The organism is Saccharothrix sp. NBAS 001, from assembly GCF_056640475.1.
On record NZ_CM153251.1, the window covers coordinates 1,609,059 to 1,623,741 of the forward strand.

Below are 14,683 nucleotides of genomic sequence, written 5' to 3' on the forward strand. Positions count from 1 at the left end.
CCAGGTGGTGACGGTGATCAGGAGGGGGCGGCGGCCCGTGCCCCGGGGAAGGGGGCACGGGCCGCGCGGGTCAGCGCAGGGGCGCGGTCAAGGGCCTGGGCTGCACCGGGGCCGGTGCGACGCCGGCGATGAGCGGGACGTCGGCGGTGACCGCGTCGCGGAGCCTGCGCAGGATGAGGGCGAACGCCTCGTCCCGGGCGCGGTCCGGACGCATCAGCGCGTAGCCGAGGTGAAGCCGGCCCTCGCGGATCCGGTAGCGGAAGTGGGCTTCGAGGTCGACCGGGTCGACGCCGCGCCACGGCGCAATGCGGACGGTGAAGTCGGGCGGGATCTCCAGCGCGCCGTTGACGCCCGCGTTGGCGTTGGTCTTCTCGCTGTACTTCATCTCCACGTTGCCGTTGTCCAGCCGCACCACGCGGGCGAACTCCGCGGTGGTGGTCGCGCGGAAGCCCATCGCGACCTCCAGCAGCGTCGCGGCGTCCGGGCGGACGATGGTGTGGGCGAGGTCTTCCAGGTGCTCGGCGAAGTCCTCCTGGTTGTAGAACTTTCCGTCCTTGGCCGCCCATGCCTCCCAGTCGACGTCGGGACGGAGGTCCAGCACGGCGCGGTGGTCGCCCCACCCGGCCTGGCCGGTCTTCTCCTCGACGTCGTACGGGTCGGCGGCGTCGTTGAACACGGCCGTGACCGTGCTCTGGTCGACGTCGGCGTACATGACGGTGTGGTCCCGGTCGGACAGGCGCATGACGAACTCGGCGAAGTCGGCGTGGTCGTGCACCGTCGTGGTGCCGCGCGGACGGAGCGGGCTCGGCAGGAACTGCTCCAGGCTGTGGAACTCGACGCGCTCGTCGCCGCGGTACCGCTCGACCAGCAGCGGGGCGGTGGCGGTGGCGGGGCGCGGGTCGACGGCGAGCCGGCGGGTGTGCTGGTCGATCTCGGTGAGCCGGTCGGCCTGGTCGGCGACGAGTTCGGCGGTTTCGGGGCTGGTGGTCATCGGCTGGTGTCCTGCTCCTGGTCGAAGGGAAGGCTGTGCTGGTTGGGCATGTCGCGGTGCACCCCGCCTGACCGGTCGGTGAAGAACACCGACGTGGGGCGGTCGAGCGCGGGGGTCTTCGCGGCGACGGTCTCGGTGATGTAGACCTGCGCGCCGCCGGTCTTCGGGACCGGCTTCACCTCGACGGTGAGCTGGACCTTGCCGCCCTTCCCGGTCTCCTTCACCGCGAGGATCAGCTCCGCGAACTTGGTCGACAGTTCGTCGAGGGTGCGGCCCTTGTTGGTGCGGGTGAGGAAGACGGCGAAGTCGGGCGGGCCGTCCTCGTCCTTGCGCTGGGTCACTCGGTGTCCTTTCCGGACTTGTGGTGGATGTGGACGGTGGTGGTGCCGCGAAGGACTGCGGCGGCCTGGAAGTGGGCCTGGGCCTGCTGCACGAGCAGGTCGGCACGGACGTTGTCGAGGGACTGGGACAGCAGGCGCTCGCCCTGCCGGACGTGCCACCGCCACGTGCGCCGGTTTCGGCCGGGCACGTTGTCCATGACCTCGGCGCGGTCGATGCACTGGGAGGCCAGCTCGCGCAGTTCCGTGGACGTGAGGGCGACGGTCGCGCCTCCGGCCGTGCGGATCAGCTGTTGGTTGGTCCCGGTGTAGACCTCGCTGAGGATCAGCGCGTCGCCGTTGGGGTCGTCCCAGCGCCACGCCGGGATGGTGTCGCGCTGGTCGCGGGCGGCGGTCATCGCCGCGCCGCCCGTCGCGGGCCGACGCGCGGGATACCGGCGACCTCGACCCACCTGCGCATCTCGTCGACGGGCTGGTCGGTGCCCATCGCCGTCGCGGCGGTCAGCGCCAGCAGGGCGTGCCCGATCGCGGACAGCACGTACGCCTCGCCGCCATCGCCGAAGTCCACGGTGCCGTCGTCGCCGGCGATGTCGGCCAGCAGCTCCTCGGCCCGCTGGTAGTGCTCGGGTCCGCTGGCCATCACGCGCCTCCGGCAGTGGCTGCCGCGACTCGGGCCAGCAGCCGGTCGCAGGCGGCGATCTCGCGGTCCAGGTCGGCGGTGCGGTCCGCGCTGGGGTGCCGGCCGCCGGGCTCATAGAGCGCCCGGTCGGACACCGCCCGGTCCCGGATGTCGTCGAGCGCGGCGGTCAGCGCCTCGACGGTCGCCCAGTCGTCCACCACGAACGGCGTGCCGGGGATGTGGAGCAGGTCGTAGGCGTAGCCCTCGACAGTGGACAGACGGGCGTGCGCCCGGCGGTCGTAGAACGCAGCCTTGTAGAACATGCTGAGCCTGCGGCGGCCGTGCCGGTCCACGACGTAGGACCACATGTCGTGGTCGCTGGCCGTCTTCCGCCAGCCCTCGGGGAGCTTGGCGTGCCGGAACAGCTTGTCGCCCTCGGGCGGTGCGCCCAGCTCGAACCCCAGCGCGCGCAGCTCGTCCTCGGTGCCGCCGAGCAGTTCGGTCGGGATCTGCGTGGACGCGACGAGTTGCCGCTGCCCCTGTGCCTCCATGCGGGTGATGAACTGGTCGCCCTCGCCCATCGCGACCGCGAGGTGCAGCAACGGGTCGCGGGTCGAGGTGTTCTCGATCTCGGCCATCACGCACCGGCCTCGGGAGCGGCGGTCTGCTCCAGGTAGAGGTCGAGCGCGTCGCCGGGCCGGTCCGACTTGGACAGCGGGTCCAGCACCGCGTTGGCACGCTGGACCTCGGACACCGTGAGGTCGGTGGCGGACGCCAGTCGCTCGCCGAGGATCCGGCTGAGGACGTCGAGCTTGTCCTGCCGGTCCCGGCGGCCGAACACGTCGGCCAGCTTGGTGTGCAGCGCGTTGACGTGGCCGCGCTGCGCCGGCTTGTCCGAACCGGACGGTGCCGGTTCGGCAGGCGGCTCCTGCGGGGCGTCCTGCTCGGTCGGCGGTTTGACGACGGCCGCGCGCGGTTCCTCTGCCGGCCGTACCGGCGAGGTGGCCTGTGGCACGGCGGCTTCCTGTGTCTGCCGCGCGGCGGGCGGGGGAGTGCCGACGATCTCGGCGGCGGTGACCCGCTCGGGCGGGAACTCGTCCGCCACCGTGATCTCGTTGCGCTTCAACGAGCTGAAGATGTTGCCGAGGTGCCCGACCTCGTGGCCGGTCCACCGGATCCGGGGCAGGTCGAGCTTGCGCACCAGCATGTCCTCGGTGACGCCGAGTTCGGCGAAGTGGGCCACGCAGATGTCGATCCGTTCCGGCAACGGTTTGCCGTCACCGCGGTTCACCGTCTCGCGGCACAGCTCCTGCGCGCGCTCGGTGAACCAGGACGGCAGTACGCCCCAGATGCACTCGCGCAGCCGGCGCGCGCCGTTGTTGGCGTTGTTCTCGTAGATGGCCTGGAGGGTGTCCAGGTCGACCGGCATGGTCTTCTGGTCGATGGTCTTGTCGCGCTTGTGCGGGACGATGAACGTGTGCGAGGTGCGGGTGCCGGTCTGGACGTCCCAGGCGAACGCCTGCATCTCCGACTCGCCGGCCTCCGCGTCGCGGCGCAGCTCGACGATTCCGTGCTGGATGTGACCCCAGCAGCGCGCCAACTCCTTGGCGAGCTTGACGGTCGGCCCGGTCACCGGGCCGCCGGAGCGCGGGAGACGGAAGAACGCCTTCTTGGCGACGTCCTCGCGGCGGCACGAGTTCTGCATCGAGGCGATGGCGGCCATCTCGTTGCGCGGGAACTGCTGGGCGGCGTAGGCGGCGGCGTGGACCTCGGCGATGGCGCGGGACATCTCCACGGCCGTGCCCTGTCCGAGCCTCCCGGGGGAGGGCAGCGCCAACGGCGCGACGGGTTCGATGGTTCGGGTCACCAGTTGTTCTCCTTGCTGGTTTGGGCCCACGGCGGCAGGTCGACGAATCCGATCTCGTCGTCGCTGTAGCCGGGCCACACGCCGGTGGCGGTGCACTCGGCGTAGGTGGCCAGGGCGCTGCGGTTGAGGTCGCGGGCGGTCCGGAGCGCGATCGTGTCCGGTGCCACGACGTGGATCAGGTAGGGCGCGGTGCGTTCCTGGAACACCAGGACGAACAGGACGTCGGCGGCGAGTCCGACCGCGCGGGCCGCAGTGCCGTACCAGTCGGCTTGGAGGTGGTAGCCGAAGCGGTGCACCGCCTTGCGCACCGACTCGATGTCGGCCTTCTCGCACGTCTTGTAGTCGGGCACGATCAGCCGGCCACGGCTGCTGATGCGGTCGGGCAGCCAGTCCAGCCTGGCCCGCCGCCACACCCCGAACTCGTCGTCGTGCCAGAACAGGGACCGCTCGGGGCGGCCGGTCGCCGGGTCGAACAGCTTCGACGCGAACTGGTGCTCGCGGATGGCTGCGGCCATGCCCAGGACGTCCCGGTGCTCGTGGGCGAGCACCGGGACCTTGCCGGCGGCATGGGCTGCGGCTCGGTCCTGCTGTGCGGCCTTGGTCCGCCAGTCCGCCGCGTGCACGACGACGAGTTCCGGACCGGTGCCGAGGACCACCTGGTGCGCCGCCTTGCCGAGGTCGTACACGCGCCGGGGCGGCTCGGGGTTTTCCCTGCGCCACTTGAACAGCGCGGGAGCGTTCGGCGGCAACAGCAGCTTCGCGCCGCTGCTGGACAACGAACCGCCCGGCACCGGGTCGGAGTGGTAGACCTCGTCCGGCAGGTCGTAGACGCCGGGCTCGGTGACGACCAGCTGGCGCTCGTCGACGGCCGTCACGACGCCACGTCCAGGACGGAGGGGTCGCCGCTCTCGTCCGCGACGGACTCGGCGGGGGCGGACGCGGTCTGCGCGACCTCGATGGCGACCTCGACCACCAGCGCCCCGAGCACGCGTTCGGCGTCCTCCTCGACGTCGCCGGGTGCGGCCCACAGCAGCGCGCCCAGCAACTCCAGCGGCACTTCCACCACGCCCTTGTCGATCAGGCGGTGGCGGGTGCGACTCCGCTGGGTGTAGGTGTTGAACGTCGTCCGGCAGTCCTCGCACGCCTGCTCGCCCGACGTGTTGTGCAGGCGGTAGCCGCGAACCGAGCCGTGCTCGGTGTTCTCCCACGTGTTGGTCCGGCCCCTGCTCACCACATCACCACCCGGGGGATCGGGACTGCTGTGGCGGTCCAGGTGCCGGGGGTGGTCGTGGGCGTGGGCGTCGGCTCGGGCAGCCCCGGGCCTGCCGTGCCGCCGGCCGCGACCAGCGCGGCGGTCATCAGCACGGTGGCGGCCAGGGCGAAGACGGCGCGGCGGAGGTTGTCGTTCACCGGGCCTCCTCGCGGCCGGCCATCATCCGGGCGACGGGGCCGCGATCGTCGGTGTCGGCGTCGGACGGCACGCCGTGCACGTGGCACCCGACGTTGACCGCCTGGCGGCCGTCCGGGTCGCGCGGCGGGCACGGGCAGGTGCGCGGGTTGTCCCGGTACCAGCGGGTCGCGGCGGCCACGGTCTCCAGGTGCGCCACCGTGTTGCCGGACTCGTGGTGAGCCCGGATCGCGCGGCGCAGCGCGAGCGGCAGCCGGAACCAGCAGGTGCGGCACGCGAGCCGGTGGCGCGGCACGCGTGCGCCGCAGCCACCGGGGCAGGCGTGGCTGGTGTCGGGCAGGTTCTTGCGGCTCATCCGACACCGCCCCGCAGCGTCTTCTCCCGCTCGCGCTTGCGGTACTCCTCGACCTTGTCGTCGTCGAGGACCACCCGCGAGCCCTGCTTGTAGGACTCGGGGCCGATGCCCTTGTGCCGCCAGGTGTACAGGGTGGACGGCGCGACGCCCAGACGGCGGGCGGCCTCCTTGACCGACAGGGGCTCGGCTGGCGCTGGCTTCTTAGCCACGGTTCCCTCCTTCCAGTCGTTGGCCGAACAGGTGATTGGGCTCCACCCAGTTCTCGAACCGTTGCGCAGCAATGGTTTCCGCGCGCTTGCGTTCGGCCGCGATGCTGGCGTTCATCGCGGCCAGCTCCTCGGCGTAGCCCTCCAGGTGGCCGCCGCGCCGCTTGTGCACGCGCTGGCGGGCGCGGGCGGCGCGGCGGGCCGCCCGGGTGAGCCGGTGGCGCGGCAGGTGGTCACCGGCGAGCGTGCGCACGAGGGTCGCGGCCAACTCGGCGAGCAGCAGGGCGACCAGCGCGGCGGCGAGCATCCCGGGGGTCATCGCGCACCCGCCGGGTACTCGTCGTGCGTCCGACCATCCAGCTCGCGCCCGGCTTTCCCCTTGCCCCAGCGGCGCATGGGGGCGTGCGGGCCGTCGAGGTCGTCGGCGCGCTCCAGCGACCACGGCTTGTGGTGCGGCTGGTACAGCTCCCAGTCGTGCAGGTGCGCCCACTCCGCGTAGGCGTGGGTCGCGCCGCGCGCCTCGGCGTCCGCCTTCGCGGCGGCCAGCTCCTCCGGGGTGCCCTTCCAGCCCACCTTGGGGTCGCAGACCCGGACCGCCCAGGGCGCGGGTCCCCACTCGCCCCACTGTTTGAAGTGGAACGGCACGCCGGCCGCAGCGCACTGGTCGCGCAGCGTGCGCGCCCACTGGGGGTGCATCGGCCGCGCGCCCGGACCGGACTCGCCACCGACCACCACCCAGTCCAGCCGGGTCTCGCGCGGTTCCGAGCAGGTGCACACGTCGTCGGACCGCAGCGCGCAGTTCGAGTCGTGCAGCCATGTCGTCACGTCGACGGGGCCGAGCAGCGGCTCGGCGCTGATCCACCGCACGGCGGCGGGGGTGTCCAGCAGGATCGGGATGCGCCGGTCGGCGGTCGCCTGGTCCTCCGTGGACACGCCCAACCAGACGTTGGGTAGCGGCCACGGGCCGGTGAACACCCATGGCGGCCGGCCGGTGACCGGCGTCCACGAGTTCAGCAGGGCCCGCGCACGAGCGGGCCGCTTGGTGAGCACCTGGAACGTGTGCTGCTGCGCCTGGGCCATCACGGCGAACACCCGCCCGATGAACTCGTCGGGCACCTCGTCGTGGAACAGGTCGGCCAGCGAGTTCACGAACACGCGGCGCGGCTTGCGCCACTTCAGCGGGTACGCCAGCCGCTCGGGGTGCAGCAGCACTCCGGTGGTGCCGCCGATCTCCGGGGAGTCGAACCTGCGGCGGGCCGTCCGGAACGGGGTGGTGCGGTCGATGTAGCAGTTCCGGCACCCCTCGGACACCCGCGTGCACCCGGTCACCGGGTTCCACGTCGCGTCCGTCCACTCGATACGGGATCGGTCAGCCATCGGACACCTGTTCTCCGCGACGCGTCAACGCGGTCACCAGAGCCGTGGCCGCGCCGAGGATCTCGTGCGCCTGCTCGTCGAGCGGCGCGGTCGACGGCCGCAGGCCGAGGATCGAGCGCAGTTGCCGCAGGGTTCCGTCCCACATGGGCTTGTCCACCGGGGCGTCGGGCACCGCGACCACGCCGTAGCGGACGGCGGCCAGCGCGGTCTGCACCCGGTTCCGGGTGCCCCACCGCGCTGCGACGTTGTGGAGGTGGGACTTGACGGTGAACTCGGTGAGGCCCAACTTGCGGGCGATCTCGGGACTGGTGAAGCCGTCGACCATCAGCGTCACGACCCGGCGCTCCGCCGGGGTCAGGAGGCCGGGAGCGAGCCGCGAGGACCTCATCGGATGATCACCGCCCCGGTGGGGGCCGACGTCGCGTCGACCCCCGGCCGGTCCTGCCCACCACGACAACCCGACACCGCGACCGCGAGCAGCGAGACGACCGCCGCCCACTTCGCCAGGCGCACCAAGAGGAGGCTCATCGCCACACCACCAGGTCGGACACGTCGACCGCGACCCGGCGCAGCCCGTGCACCGAGATGGACGCGGAGTCGAACGGGTCCCACTCGGCCGCCGCACGCAGCCGGACCGCCGCCGTGCCGTACACCGGCACGTGCGCCTGCACCCGCTGGCCCTCCAGGTCGCCCCGGACGTAGACCACCACGTGGTCCTCGTGGTCGCCCAGGCTCAGGTCGACCTGGGTGAGCGCGTAGAACCACGCGATCGCGGTGTCCACCTCGCGGGTCGGGGTGGACCGGATACGGATGCCGAGCCGGCCGTGCCGCCCGCCGGGCAGGTCGAACTTCAAGAACTCGCCGAGCCCACGCCGCTTCACCGCCGGGTCCGTCGCGATCCACACCGCCGCGTCCTCCGCGTTCACGAGGACACCGCTTCAGTCTCGGCGAGCGCCGCCAGCGCGTCGACGTCGACCAGCTCGCGGTAGCGCGCCGCCTCGCGCACCACCGCGCTGTGCGAGTCCTGGTGGGCGCACCCGTTGCGCCAGCGGTCGATCGTGACCCGCTCGCCGCACAGCGTGATGTCGAACGCCTCGGGCTCGCCGCGCAGCCCGCCGCAGGTGGGGCACACCCACGGCACGGTGACGGTGACGACCTGAGGCACGCGGAGGTCCTGACGGTCCTGGACCCGCACGGTCCGCAGGCCGAGCAGGGCAGGGCGGAACGCGTGCACGACGGCCACGGCCGCCGCGCGCACCTTCAACGGGGTGTTCGCGGTGAGGTCGGCCAGCACGAGCAGGTCCGCCAGCGCGGACCGGGCGTCGGTCGGGACGTTGCCCTTGCCGATCAGCTCGGCGACCCGGACCACGTCGTGCTGGTCGGGCGTCGAGGCCGCCTGGCTGGCGGTGAGGGCGGCCCGCTTACCGGCGGGCGGCCTGGGCAATACCCTGGACTTGGGCATGGAGGTCTCGTCTCCTTGTTCGTGGGCCGTTCGTCCGCTCCGGGGGCAATCCGGGGTGTGGCGGGCGGCCCTGTTGCTTTCTGTGTCAGGCTGCGGAGATCAGCAGGTCTGCCGGCGGCACCGCGAAGACCGCTGCGATGACGGCCAGCCCGGCGGGCCGTGGGGTGCAGATGCCGTTCTCGTACTTGCTGAGCTGCGAGTCGCTTATCCGCTGTCCGTGCTGTTCACAGCGTTGTGCGAGGGCGCGCAGCGACATGCCACCGGTCTCGCGGCGCTGGCGGAGTCCCGCGCCGTCGAAGCGGTAGGTGGGTCGTCCGTGTGCCATGACGAGACCCTAGATCTGCGGAACGCAGAGTGCAACAGAGCAACGCAGATTTTCACAGATGACCGCAGAGTGTGTCTGAACGGTGGCGATCAGTGACAGGTCTGCGTTAATCTGCGTTGACCTGGTGGCGTGTGCCGATGGAGTCGGGGGACTGGTCCGTGATCAGCAGCGAGGCGCGACGGCGACTGGCCGACGCCATGGACGTCCGGCGCAAAGAGCTGCGCCGGACATGGCGGGAAGTCGCCGCGGCCGGCGGCATCTCCTACGAGACCCTGCGGGCGGCACGCAACGGCCCCGGCGGCATCCCGGACCTGACCCAGGTCGCGATCGAGCACGGCCTGGAGTGGCGGGCCGGCAGCGTCACGGACCTGCTGTCCGGCACGGGGCCCGCTCGGCGGCTGGTCGGACCGCCCGCCGGCACCATGGCCGTCGACGAGGTCGCGCGCGTCGCGGCGGAGGGCACCGGGCTGCCCGCCGAGGAGGTGACGTGGATCCTCGCGGCGACCCCGCGTCAACTGGTGGCCCGCTACCTCGACCGTGCCGACAGTCCGTCGTATGGACCCGATCGGGCGCAGGGGTGGCTCGTTCGGGCGATCAGTGTCCGCGAGAACTACCTCCGCGAGTCGTCTCAACAGGAGGTGGATGCGGCCCGGCAATCCGCCAAACAGGTGGGATGACTCTACTCTGAGTTGTCCGCGAAAATGCGGTCGGCTACGGCCGATCGGCGCAGTGTCACAACCCTGGTCCGTTTGAGTGGACAACAAATTCCGGGTTAACAAGGAATAGTTCTTCCTCGACACTAGGCACGCGCGGCCCCAGCGTCGTGGCCGCGACCGGCGAAGGAAGGACAAATGGCCGAACACAATCACGAGCACCAAGAGCGCTGGGGATCCACGATCGCAGTGGCGGCGATCGGCGTCGCATTGATCATCGCCATCGGGGTGCTGGCGGGAGTCTGGGCGGACGACGCCCGGCTGTGGCCACTCATGCTCTGGACGGCCCTGTGCGTCGGACTCCACTACATCGGGAACCTGCTACACGCCTGCTGGGCCAACCGCAAGATGTACAAAGTGCTCGTCGAGGCGATGCACAGTGAAGCCAACCGGCTGGGACACGAAGGCGACGCCTTCGAGGGGGCAGCGATCGTTAGGTCGCTCCACAGCACGAACTGACGCCGCAGCGTCAAATCCGCAACACTCTTCGCACCGCAGGTAATGCAAACCTAACGACGCCGTGGTGAGGGCGGCCTTATTTGGGCTGCCCTCACCACGGCAGATCGGAGAATTGTCATGGCCGTGATAGATCTCTGGTACAGCAGAGGGCCGGGAGGATCGAAAATCCCCAAGGCGGGCTGCGGGCGCGGGCTGCGATGGGAAGCGCGCCGGCCTACGGGCGACGGCACCCAGCGCAGCCGGCGATTCCAGCTCCGGGTCGAAGCCCAACGGTGGCTGGCGATGCCGGAGGAGGAGTACGTCCTGAACGAGCCGGAGGTCGACGCGCGCCCGGCCCGCGTCACGGGCCGGTCCACACCGCGCCGGCCCCGTACGGCTCCCACGCCTCCCGTCCAGCTCGCCACCGTGCACCACCTCCGCAGACCGTTCGGCGAGCAGGGGCGCACCTGATGGCACCCCAGGATCTCTGGTACCTCAAAAAACGCCACGAGAAGGAGGAGCCCCGCCCTTCCAAGCGGCACGGGCGCGGCGACCGGTACCGCGTGAACTACGTGGACCCTCTCACCGGCAGGGCCACCAGCAAGTCCTTCCCGGACAAGAAAAAGGGCGAGGCGGAACGCTTCGAGCGCAACATCAAGAGCGACATCGACCGAGGTACGTACATCGATCCGGCCGCCGGGAAGATCCTCGTGGCCGACTACGCGGACCGGTTCGTCGAGCTGCTCCAGGTTCGCCCTCAGACCAAGACGAACGTCAGGAGTTCGGCCAAGAACCACGTCAGAGGGTCCGCGATGGGCCGGCTCCCGCTGCTCGCGGTCCGCTCGGCAGTGGTGCAGGAGTGGGTACAGGAGCGCCGGAAGAAGGACCCCCCGCTCGCCGCGAGTTCCATCCGTACGATCTACAAGGGCCTCGTCTTCCCGATGTTCAAGCGGGCGCAGATCGACGGCCTGATCCCCTCGAACCCCTGCGTTGAGATCGTGCTGCCGGAGTTGCCCGATGGCGAGTACGACCTGCCCTCGCCGAGCGACGTCCGCGCGATGGCCGTGGGCTTCAGGGGCTACTACGAGCCGGTGGTGTACCTCGGTGCGGGATGCGGGATGCGCACCGGGGAGATGTTCGGGCTGGAACTGGGCAGCGTCGACTTCCTCCGACGCACGGTGAAGGTCCGTCATCAGCTCGCGATGTCCACTCGCGGGGCTCCGTACCTTGCCCCGCCGAAGACCAAGACCAGCAAGCGGACGATCGAGCTGCCGAAGCTCGCCCTCGACGCCCTCGCACGGCACGTGCGGGACCATCCTCCGAGGGAAGTCCTGATCTGGGACCGCACCAACCCCGACAAGCCGGTGCAACGCAAGGCGTTGCTGCTGTTCGTCTCGCCGGAAGGGAGCCCGATGAGGTCGGGCCGATGGTCCGACATCTGGCAGGCCGGGATCAAGAAGACCGACCTCCCCGAGGATCTGTATACGGTGACGTCGCTCCGCCACTTCTTCGCCACGGCCCTGATCTACGCCGGCAAGAACGTGCGGACCGTGCAGATGGCTATGGGGCACTCGAAGCCGACCGTGACCCTGGAGACCTACCTCGGGTACTGGCCCGACGATGAACGCGACGGCACGCGGGCCGTGCTCGACGCCACGTTCGACGCCGGATCCGACAGCAGCCGTACCCAATCTGTACCGGGCAAGGCGAAGTAGCAGGTCAGTGCGCGATCACTCCCTGCTGGGGGACTTCCTCTGGGAGTGACGTCGTCGCACCACCACCAGCGCCGCCGCGAGCACCACCAGGGCCGCCGCGCCGGCGATCGGCCACCACCCGGGCCCTGTCGTCCCGGGTGGGGCCGAGGCCGCCGGCGGGGCGGCGTCCTGCTGGGGGAACCCGATGCCCTTGTCCTTCTCGTAGTCCGAGCCCGGCAGCTTGTCGCCGTACCGGGCCCGCACCTGCTTCTGGTACTCGGCGATCGGGACGAACGTGCCGACCGGCGACTGCGGCAGGCTGGCCTGCAACAGCACCACGCCGGTCGGGTTCAGCTCGTACCAGCCGTTGATCTGCGGTTCGTTGAGCAGCACCGAGCCCCGGGCCAGCCGCCCGCTCAGCGCCTCCTCGTCGTCGCCGGAGAAGACGCTGCCCACGGTCCAGTTCCCACCGCCCTGCGGGTCGGCGCGCAAGGTCGCGCGCTTGCCGTCCTCCGCCGTCGCGGTCACCGCGATGTACTGGAGGACCCCGGCCGGCGCGTCCGGGACACCCCGGACGAAATCGGGGTTCAGCACGTAGGCCGGGACCCCGTGGTCGGCGACCGTCAGGGTGGTCGGCTCGGTGCCGTGGACCTGCCGGAAGTTGGTCTTCGCGAAGCTGATCGCGGCCGGTGCCTTGGCGGCGTCGAGCGCGGCGGCGAAATCCTCCGGAGAGGGTGGGGGAATCGCCCCGGTGGCCGACGCGGGTGCACCGGAGAGCACCAGCGCGAGCGCAGCGAGGGCGAAGACGGACAACTTCCGGCAGATCACGGCCACTACCCCTTAACGCGCCTTGGTGATGTTGACGATGGTGTCGTTCCAGCGGAACTTGGCGTTGCTCCGGTACTGGCTGTACGACCACGTCTGGTAGCGCTGGTAGGTCGGCCACGGGTCGCCGATGAGGATCGACTGGTTGGCGCTGTCGTAGCCGTAGATGACCTCGGCGTGGCCACCGCCGGAGGTCCAGTAGATGCCGGTGAGGTTGGGGATGCCGGCGTCGATCTGCTGGGTGATCGAGGCGAAGCTGATGGTGCCCCGCGCGTCCTGGGCGTTGAAGCCGGTGCCCCGGAAGCCGCGCACGATCTCCGAGATCTGGGCCGCCTGGTTCGGGCAGTAGCCGGCCGAGGAGCCCTTGCCGGCGGCGCAGAACGCCGTCTGGCTGACCGTCACGCCGAGGGTCTGCTCGATGCTGGCCCCGGTCGCCGCCCAGCACCACTGGTTCTGCTGCTGGACCTGCTGGGTGTAGTTGAGCCGCTTGGACGCCAGGGCGTTGAAGCCGCTCTTGGGCGCGATGGCCGGGGTGATCTCCCGGACCTGGGTGTGGTCCTCGGTCTTGATCAGGCCGTGCGGGGTGCCCTGGTCGACGGGCGCCGCCGTCGCGAGGGACGGGAACGCGACCGACGCGCTGAACGCGGCGGCGACGGCGAGCAGGCAGGGCAGCCCCCGTCGGATGGTTTTGCGATCCACGAGTGTTCTCCTTGCAGGGGAAGAAAACGTGTGCGGGCAGGCCGGCCGCGGACGGGGCGGTCGACTCCGCACTACCGTGCGCGCCGTTTCCGTCCCGGACAACTGCCGTTCGTTTCCCCCGGGACCGCGCTGTGATCGTTCACCGGCCGCCGGTCGCCGCGGGAACAACCCGATGACTGCTGCTCCCGGTCTCGCGGGCGCGCCGGAGCGGGCCTCGCCGGAGAACATTCACCGGCCGTTCACACCGCTGTGAACGACCGCCGCCGGACCGGGCGACCGGCCGTGCGGGATCGGCGGCGGCGCGCGAGGATGATCGCCAACGGCCGACCCGTCGAGAGGACCCCCATGCGCGCCATCGAATTCGCCGAGTACGGCGGCTCAGACGTCCTGCGCCTCCGGGACGTCGACCTGCCCGTGCCGGGCCCCGGCCAGGTGCGGGTCGCCGTGCGGGTGGCCGGGGTGAACCCGTTCGACTGGAAGCTGCGCAGCGGCGCGATGGCCGAGGTGGTGAAGCCGACCCTGCCGCACCGGCCGGGCCTGGAGCTGTCCGGCGTGGTGGACGCGGTGGGGGAGGGTGCGCCCGCCGCGATCGGCGACGAGGTGTTCGGCTGGGCGCAGACCGGCTCGTACGCCGAGTACGCGCTGGCCTCCGTCGTCGTGGCCAAGCCCGCCGCGCTGACCTGGCACGACGCCGCCGCGCTGCCCGCCGCCGGGGAGGCCGCGCTGCGCGGCCTGCGGCTGCTCGACGTCGGCGCGGGCGACGTCGTGCTGATCCACGGCGCGGCCGGGGCGGTGGGCAGCCTCGCCACCCAGCTCGCCGTCGCGCGCGGCGCGACGGTGATCGGGACCGGCGGCGAGAACAGCGCCGACACCATCCGCTCGCTGGGCGCCACCCCGGTCCGCTACGGCGCCGGCCTGGTGGAACGGGTGCGCGCGATCAGCCCCCGGGTGGACGCCGTGCTCGACGCCGCGGGCAAGGGCGCCCTGCCCGACTCGATCGAGCTGCGCGGCGGCAAGGACCGCATCCTCACCCTCGCCGACGTGGCCGCGTTCGAACTCGGCATCCCGTTCTCCGGCGGCGAGCCCGGCGACCAGAACGCCGGCGTCCTCACCGAGCTGGCCGACCTGGCCGCCGGCGGGCGGCTGGTGGTCCGGCACGCCCGCGCGTACCCGCTGGCCGAGGCCGCCCGCGCCCAGGACGACAGCGCCACCGGCCACAGCGGCGGCAAGATCACCCTCGACGTCCGCGACCCGGCCGTGCGCTGACCGCGCGGCGGGGTCGGGCCTGCCGGGCCGGGGAGCCCGGCCCGGCAGGCGGCGGCGCTAGGCGCAGGTGCGTCCGACGCTGCTGGTGGTGAAGATGGTG

Annotated in this window: 25 protein-coding genes; 5 read left to right on the plus strand and 20 right to left on the minus strand. The window is 71.5% G+C overall.

The genetic code is table 11. The annotated features are described in order from the left end of the window. Nucleotides 1-70: 70 nt before the first annotated feature. The 18 genes from AC0HI0_RS07130 to AC0HI0_RS07215 all read right to left on the minus strand — a co-directional run bounded on the left by AC0HI0_RS07130 (nucleotide 71) and on the right by AC0HI0_RS07215 (nucleotide 8,948). The gene (locus AC0HI0_RS07130; protein ID WP_480931462.1) at nucleotides 71-991 is read right to left on the minus strand and encodes a DUF2303 family protein; all 921 of its coding nucleotides are present in this window, start codon (nucleotides 989-991) and stop codon (nucleotides 71-73) included. Then, entirely contained in the window at nucleotides 988-1,332 is a 345-nt protein-coding gene (locus AC0HI0_RS07135; protein ID WP_480931463.1) for a hypothetical protein, read from the minus strand. Before AC0HI0_RS07135 ends, AC0HI0_RS07130 begins: the two co-directional genes overlap by 4 nt. Then, complete coding sequence (locus AC0HI0_RS07140) at nucleotides 1,329-1,727, minus strand: hypothetical protein (protein WP_480931464.1); 399 nt, start codon at nucleotides 1,725-1,727, stop codon at nucleotides 1,329-1,331. The genes AC0HI0_RS07135 and AC0HI0_RS07140 overlap by 4 nt, the downstream gene beginning before the upstream one ends. Then, the gene (locus AC0HI0_RS07145) at nucleotides 1,724-1,969 is read right to left on the minus strand and encodes a hypothetical protein (protein ID WP_480931465.1); all 246 of its coding nucleotides are present in this window, start codon (nucleotides 1,967-1,969) and stop codon (nucleotides 1,724-1,726) included. Before AC0HI0_RS07145 ends, AC0HI0_RS07140 begins: the two co-directional genes overlap by 4 nt. Continuing rightward, complete coding sequence (locus AC0HI0_RS07150) at nucleotides 1,969-2,586, minus strand: hypothetical protein (protein WP_480931466.1); 618 nt, start codon at nucleotides 2,584-2,586, stop codon at nucleotides 1,969-1,971. Before AC0HI0_RS07150 ends, AC0HI0_RS07145 begins: the two co-directional genes overlap by 1 nt. Beyond that, complete coding sequence (locus AC0HI0_RS07155) at nucleotides 2,586-3,815, minus strand: hypothetical protein (protein ID WP_480931467.1); 1,230 nt, start codon at nucleotides 3,813-3,815, stop codon at nucleotides 2,586-2,588. The genes AC0HI0_RS07150 and AC0HI0_RS07155 overlap by 1 nt, the downstream gene beginning before the upstream one ends. After that, nucleotides 3,812-4,690 carry a PD-(D/E)XK nuclease-like domain-containing protein gene (locus tag AC0HI0_RS07160; RefSeq protein WP_480931468.1) on the minus strand — a complete coding sequence of 293 codons (879 nt, stop codon included), beginning with the start codon at nucleotides 4,688-4,690 and terminating at the stop codon, nucleotides 3,812-3,814. Before AC0HI0_RS07160 ends, AC0HI0_RS07155 begins: the two co-directional genes overlap by 4 nt. Further along, entirely contained in the window at nucleotides 4,687-5,046 is a 360-nt protein-coding gene (locus AC0HI0_RS07165) for a hypothetical protein (protein WP_480931469.1), read from the minus strand. The genes AC0HI0_RS07160 and AC0HI0_RS07165 overlap by 4 nt, the downstream gene beginning before the upstream one ends. Beyond that, a complete protein-coding gene (locus AC0HI0_RS07170; protein WP_480931470.1) occupies nucleotides 5,043-5,225 on the minus strand; it encodes a hypothetical protein in 183 nt (60 codons plus the stop codon). The genes AC0HI0_RS07165 and AC0HI0_RS07170 overlap by 4 nt, the downstream gene beginning before the upstream one ends. Further along, the gene (locus AC0HI0_RS07175) at nucleotides 5,222-5,578 is read right to left on the minus strand and encodes a hypothetical protein (protein WP_480931471.1); all 357 of its coding nucleotides are present in this window, start codon (nucleotides 5,576-5,578) and stop codon (nucleotides 5,222-5,224) included. Before AC0HI0_RS07175 ends, AC0HI0_RS07170 begins: the two co-directional genes overlap by 4 nt. Next, nucleotides 5,575-5,787 carry a helix-turn-helix transcriptional regulator gene (locus AC0HI0_RS07180; protein ID WP_480931472.1) on the minus strand — a complete coding sequence of 71 codons (213 nt, stop codon included), beginning with the start codon at nucleotides 5,785-5,787 and terminating at the stop codon, nucleotides 5,575-5,577. The genes AC0HI0_RS07175 and AC0HI0_RS07180 overlap by 4 nt, the downstream gene beginning before the upstream one ends. Continuing rightward, nucleotides 5,780-6,103, minus strand: a complete 324-nt coding sequence (locus AC0HI0_RS07185) for a hypothetical protein (RefSeq protein ID WP_480931473.1) — start codon at nucleotides 6,101-6,103, stop codon at nucleotides 5,780-5,782. Before AC0HI0_RS07185 ends, AC0HI0_RS07180 begins: the two co-directional genes overlap by 8 nt. After that, nucleotides 6,100-7,161: a DUF5131 family protein gene (locus tag AC0HI0_RS07190; RefSeq protein ID WP_480931474.1), complete on the minus strand. Its 1,062-nt coding sequence runs from the start codon at nucleotides 7,159-7,161 to the stop codon at nucleotides 6,100-6,102. The genes AC0HI0_RS07185 and AC0HI0_RS07190 overlap by 4 nt, the downstream gene beginning before the upstream one ends. After that, a complete protein-coding gene (locus AC0HI0_RS07195; protein WP_480931475.1) occupies nucleotides 7,154-7,549 on the minus strand; it encodes a LuxR C-terminal-related transcriptional regulator in 396 nt (131 codons plus the stop codon). The genes AC0HI0_RS07190 and AC0HI0_RS07195 overlap by 8 nt, the downstream gene beginning before the upstream one ends. After that, nucleotides 7,546-7,689: a hypothetical protein gene (locus AC0HI0_RS07200; protein WP_480931476.1), complete on the minus strand. Its 144-nt coding sequence runs from the start codon at nucleotides 7,687-7,689 to the stop codon at nucleotides 7,546-7,548. Before AC0HI0_RS07200 ends, AC0HI0_RS07195 begins: the two co-directional genes overlap by 4 nt. After that, entirely contained in the window at nucleotides 7,686-8,087 is a 402-nt protein-coding gene (locus AC0HI0_RS07205; protein WP_480931477.1) for a hypothetical protein, read from the minus strand. The genes AC0HI0_RS07200 and AC0HI0_RS07205 overlap by 4 nt, the downstream gene beginning before the upstream one ends. Continuing rightward, entirely contained in the window at nucleotides 8,084-8,623 is a 540-nt protein-coding gene (locus AC0HI0_RS07210; RefSeq protein WP_480931478.1) for a hypothetical protein, read from the minus strand. The genes AC0HI0_RS07205 and AC0HI0_RS07210 overlap by 4 nt, the downstream gene beginning before the upstream one ends. Before the next feature lie 85 nt (nucleotides 8,624-8,708). Next, entirely contained in the window at nucleotides 8,709-8,948 is a 240-nt protein-coding gene (locus AC0HI0_RS07215; RefSeq protein WP_480931479.1) for a helix-turn-helix domain-containing protein, read from the minus strand. A 158-nt stretch (nucleotides 8,949-9,106) separates the two neighbouring features. Between AC0HI0_RS07215 and AC0HI0_RS07220 the strand changes: the two genes are divergently transcribed. The 4 genes from AC0HI0_RS07220 (at nucleotide 9,107) to AC0HI0_RS07235 (ending at nucleotide 11,814) form a co-directional block, all read left to right on the plus strand. Continuing rightward, entirely contained in the window at nucleotides 9,107-9,625 is a 519-nt protein-coding gene (locus AC0HI0_RS07220) for a hypothetical protein (protein WP_480931480.1), read from the plus strand. Nucleotides 9,626-9,799: 174 nt separating this feature from the next. Continuing rightward, a complete protein-coding gene (locus tag AC0HI0_RS07225) occupies nucleotides 9,800-10,120 on the plus strand; it encodes a hypothetical protein (protein ID WP_480931481.1) in 321 nt (106 codons plus the stop codon). A gap of 282 nt (nucleotides 10,121-10,402) precedes the next feature. Then, nucleotides 10,403-10,570, plus strand: a complete 168-nt coding sequence (locus AC0HI0_RS07230) for a hypothetical protein (protein WP_480931482.1) — start codon at nucleotides 10,403-10,405, stop codon at nucleotides 10,568-10,570. Continuing rightward, entirely contained in the window at nucleotides 10,570-11,814 is a 1,245-nt protein-coding gene (locus AC0HI0_RS07235) for a tyrosine-type recombinase/integrase (protein WP_480931483.1), read from the plus strand. The genes AC0HI0_RS07230 and AC0HI0_RS07235 overlap by 1 nt, the downstream gene beginning before the upstream one ends. A gap of 15 nt (nucleotides 11,815-11,829) precedes the next feature. Here the strand turns inward: AC0HI0_RS07235 and AC0HI0_RS07240 are convergent, their stop codons facing one another. Next, a complete protein-coding gene (locus tag AC0HI0_RS07240) occupies nucleotides 11,830-12,621 on the minus strand; it encodes a hypothetical protein (RefSeq protein ID WP_480931484.1) in 792 nt (263 codons plus the stop codon). 12 nt (nucleotides 12,622-12,633) lie between these two features. Next, complete coding sequence (locus AC0HI0_RS07245; protein ID WP_480931485.1) at nucleotides 12,634-13,317, minus strand: papain-like cysteine protease family protein; 684 nt, start codon at nucleotides 13,315-13,317, stop codon at nucleotides 12,634-12,636. 345 nt (nucleotides 13,318-13,662) lie between these two features. On the opposite strand from AC0HI0_RS07245, the gene AC0HI0_RS07250 reads away from it, so the two are divergent. Beyond that, nucleotides 13,663-14,583 carry an NADP-dependent oxidoreductase gene (locus tag AC0HI0_RS07250; RefSeq protein ID WP_480931486.1) on the plus strand — a complete coding sequence of 307 codons (921 nt, stop codon included), beginning with the start codon at nucleotides 13,663-13,665 and terminating at the stop codon, nucleotides 14,581-14,583. Nucleotides 14,584-14,683 lie beyond the last annotated feature (100 nt).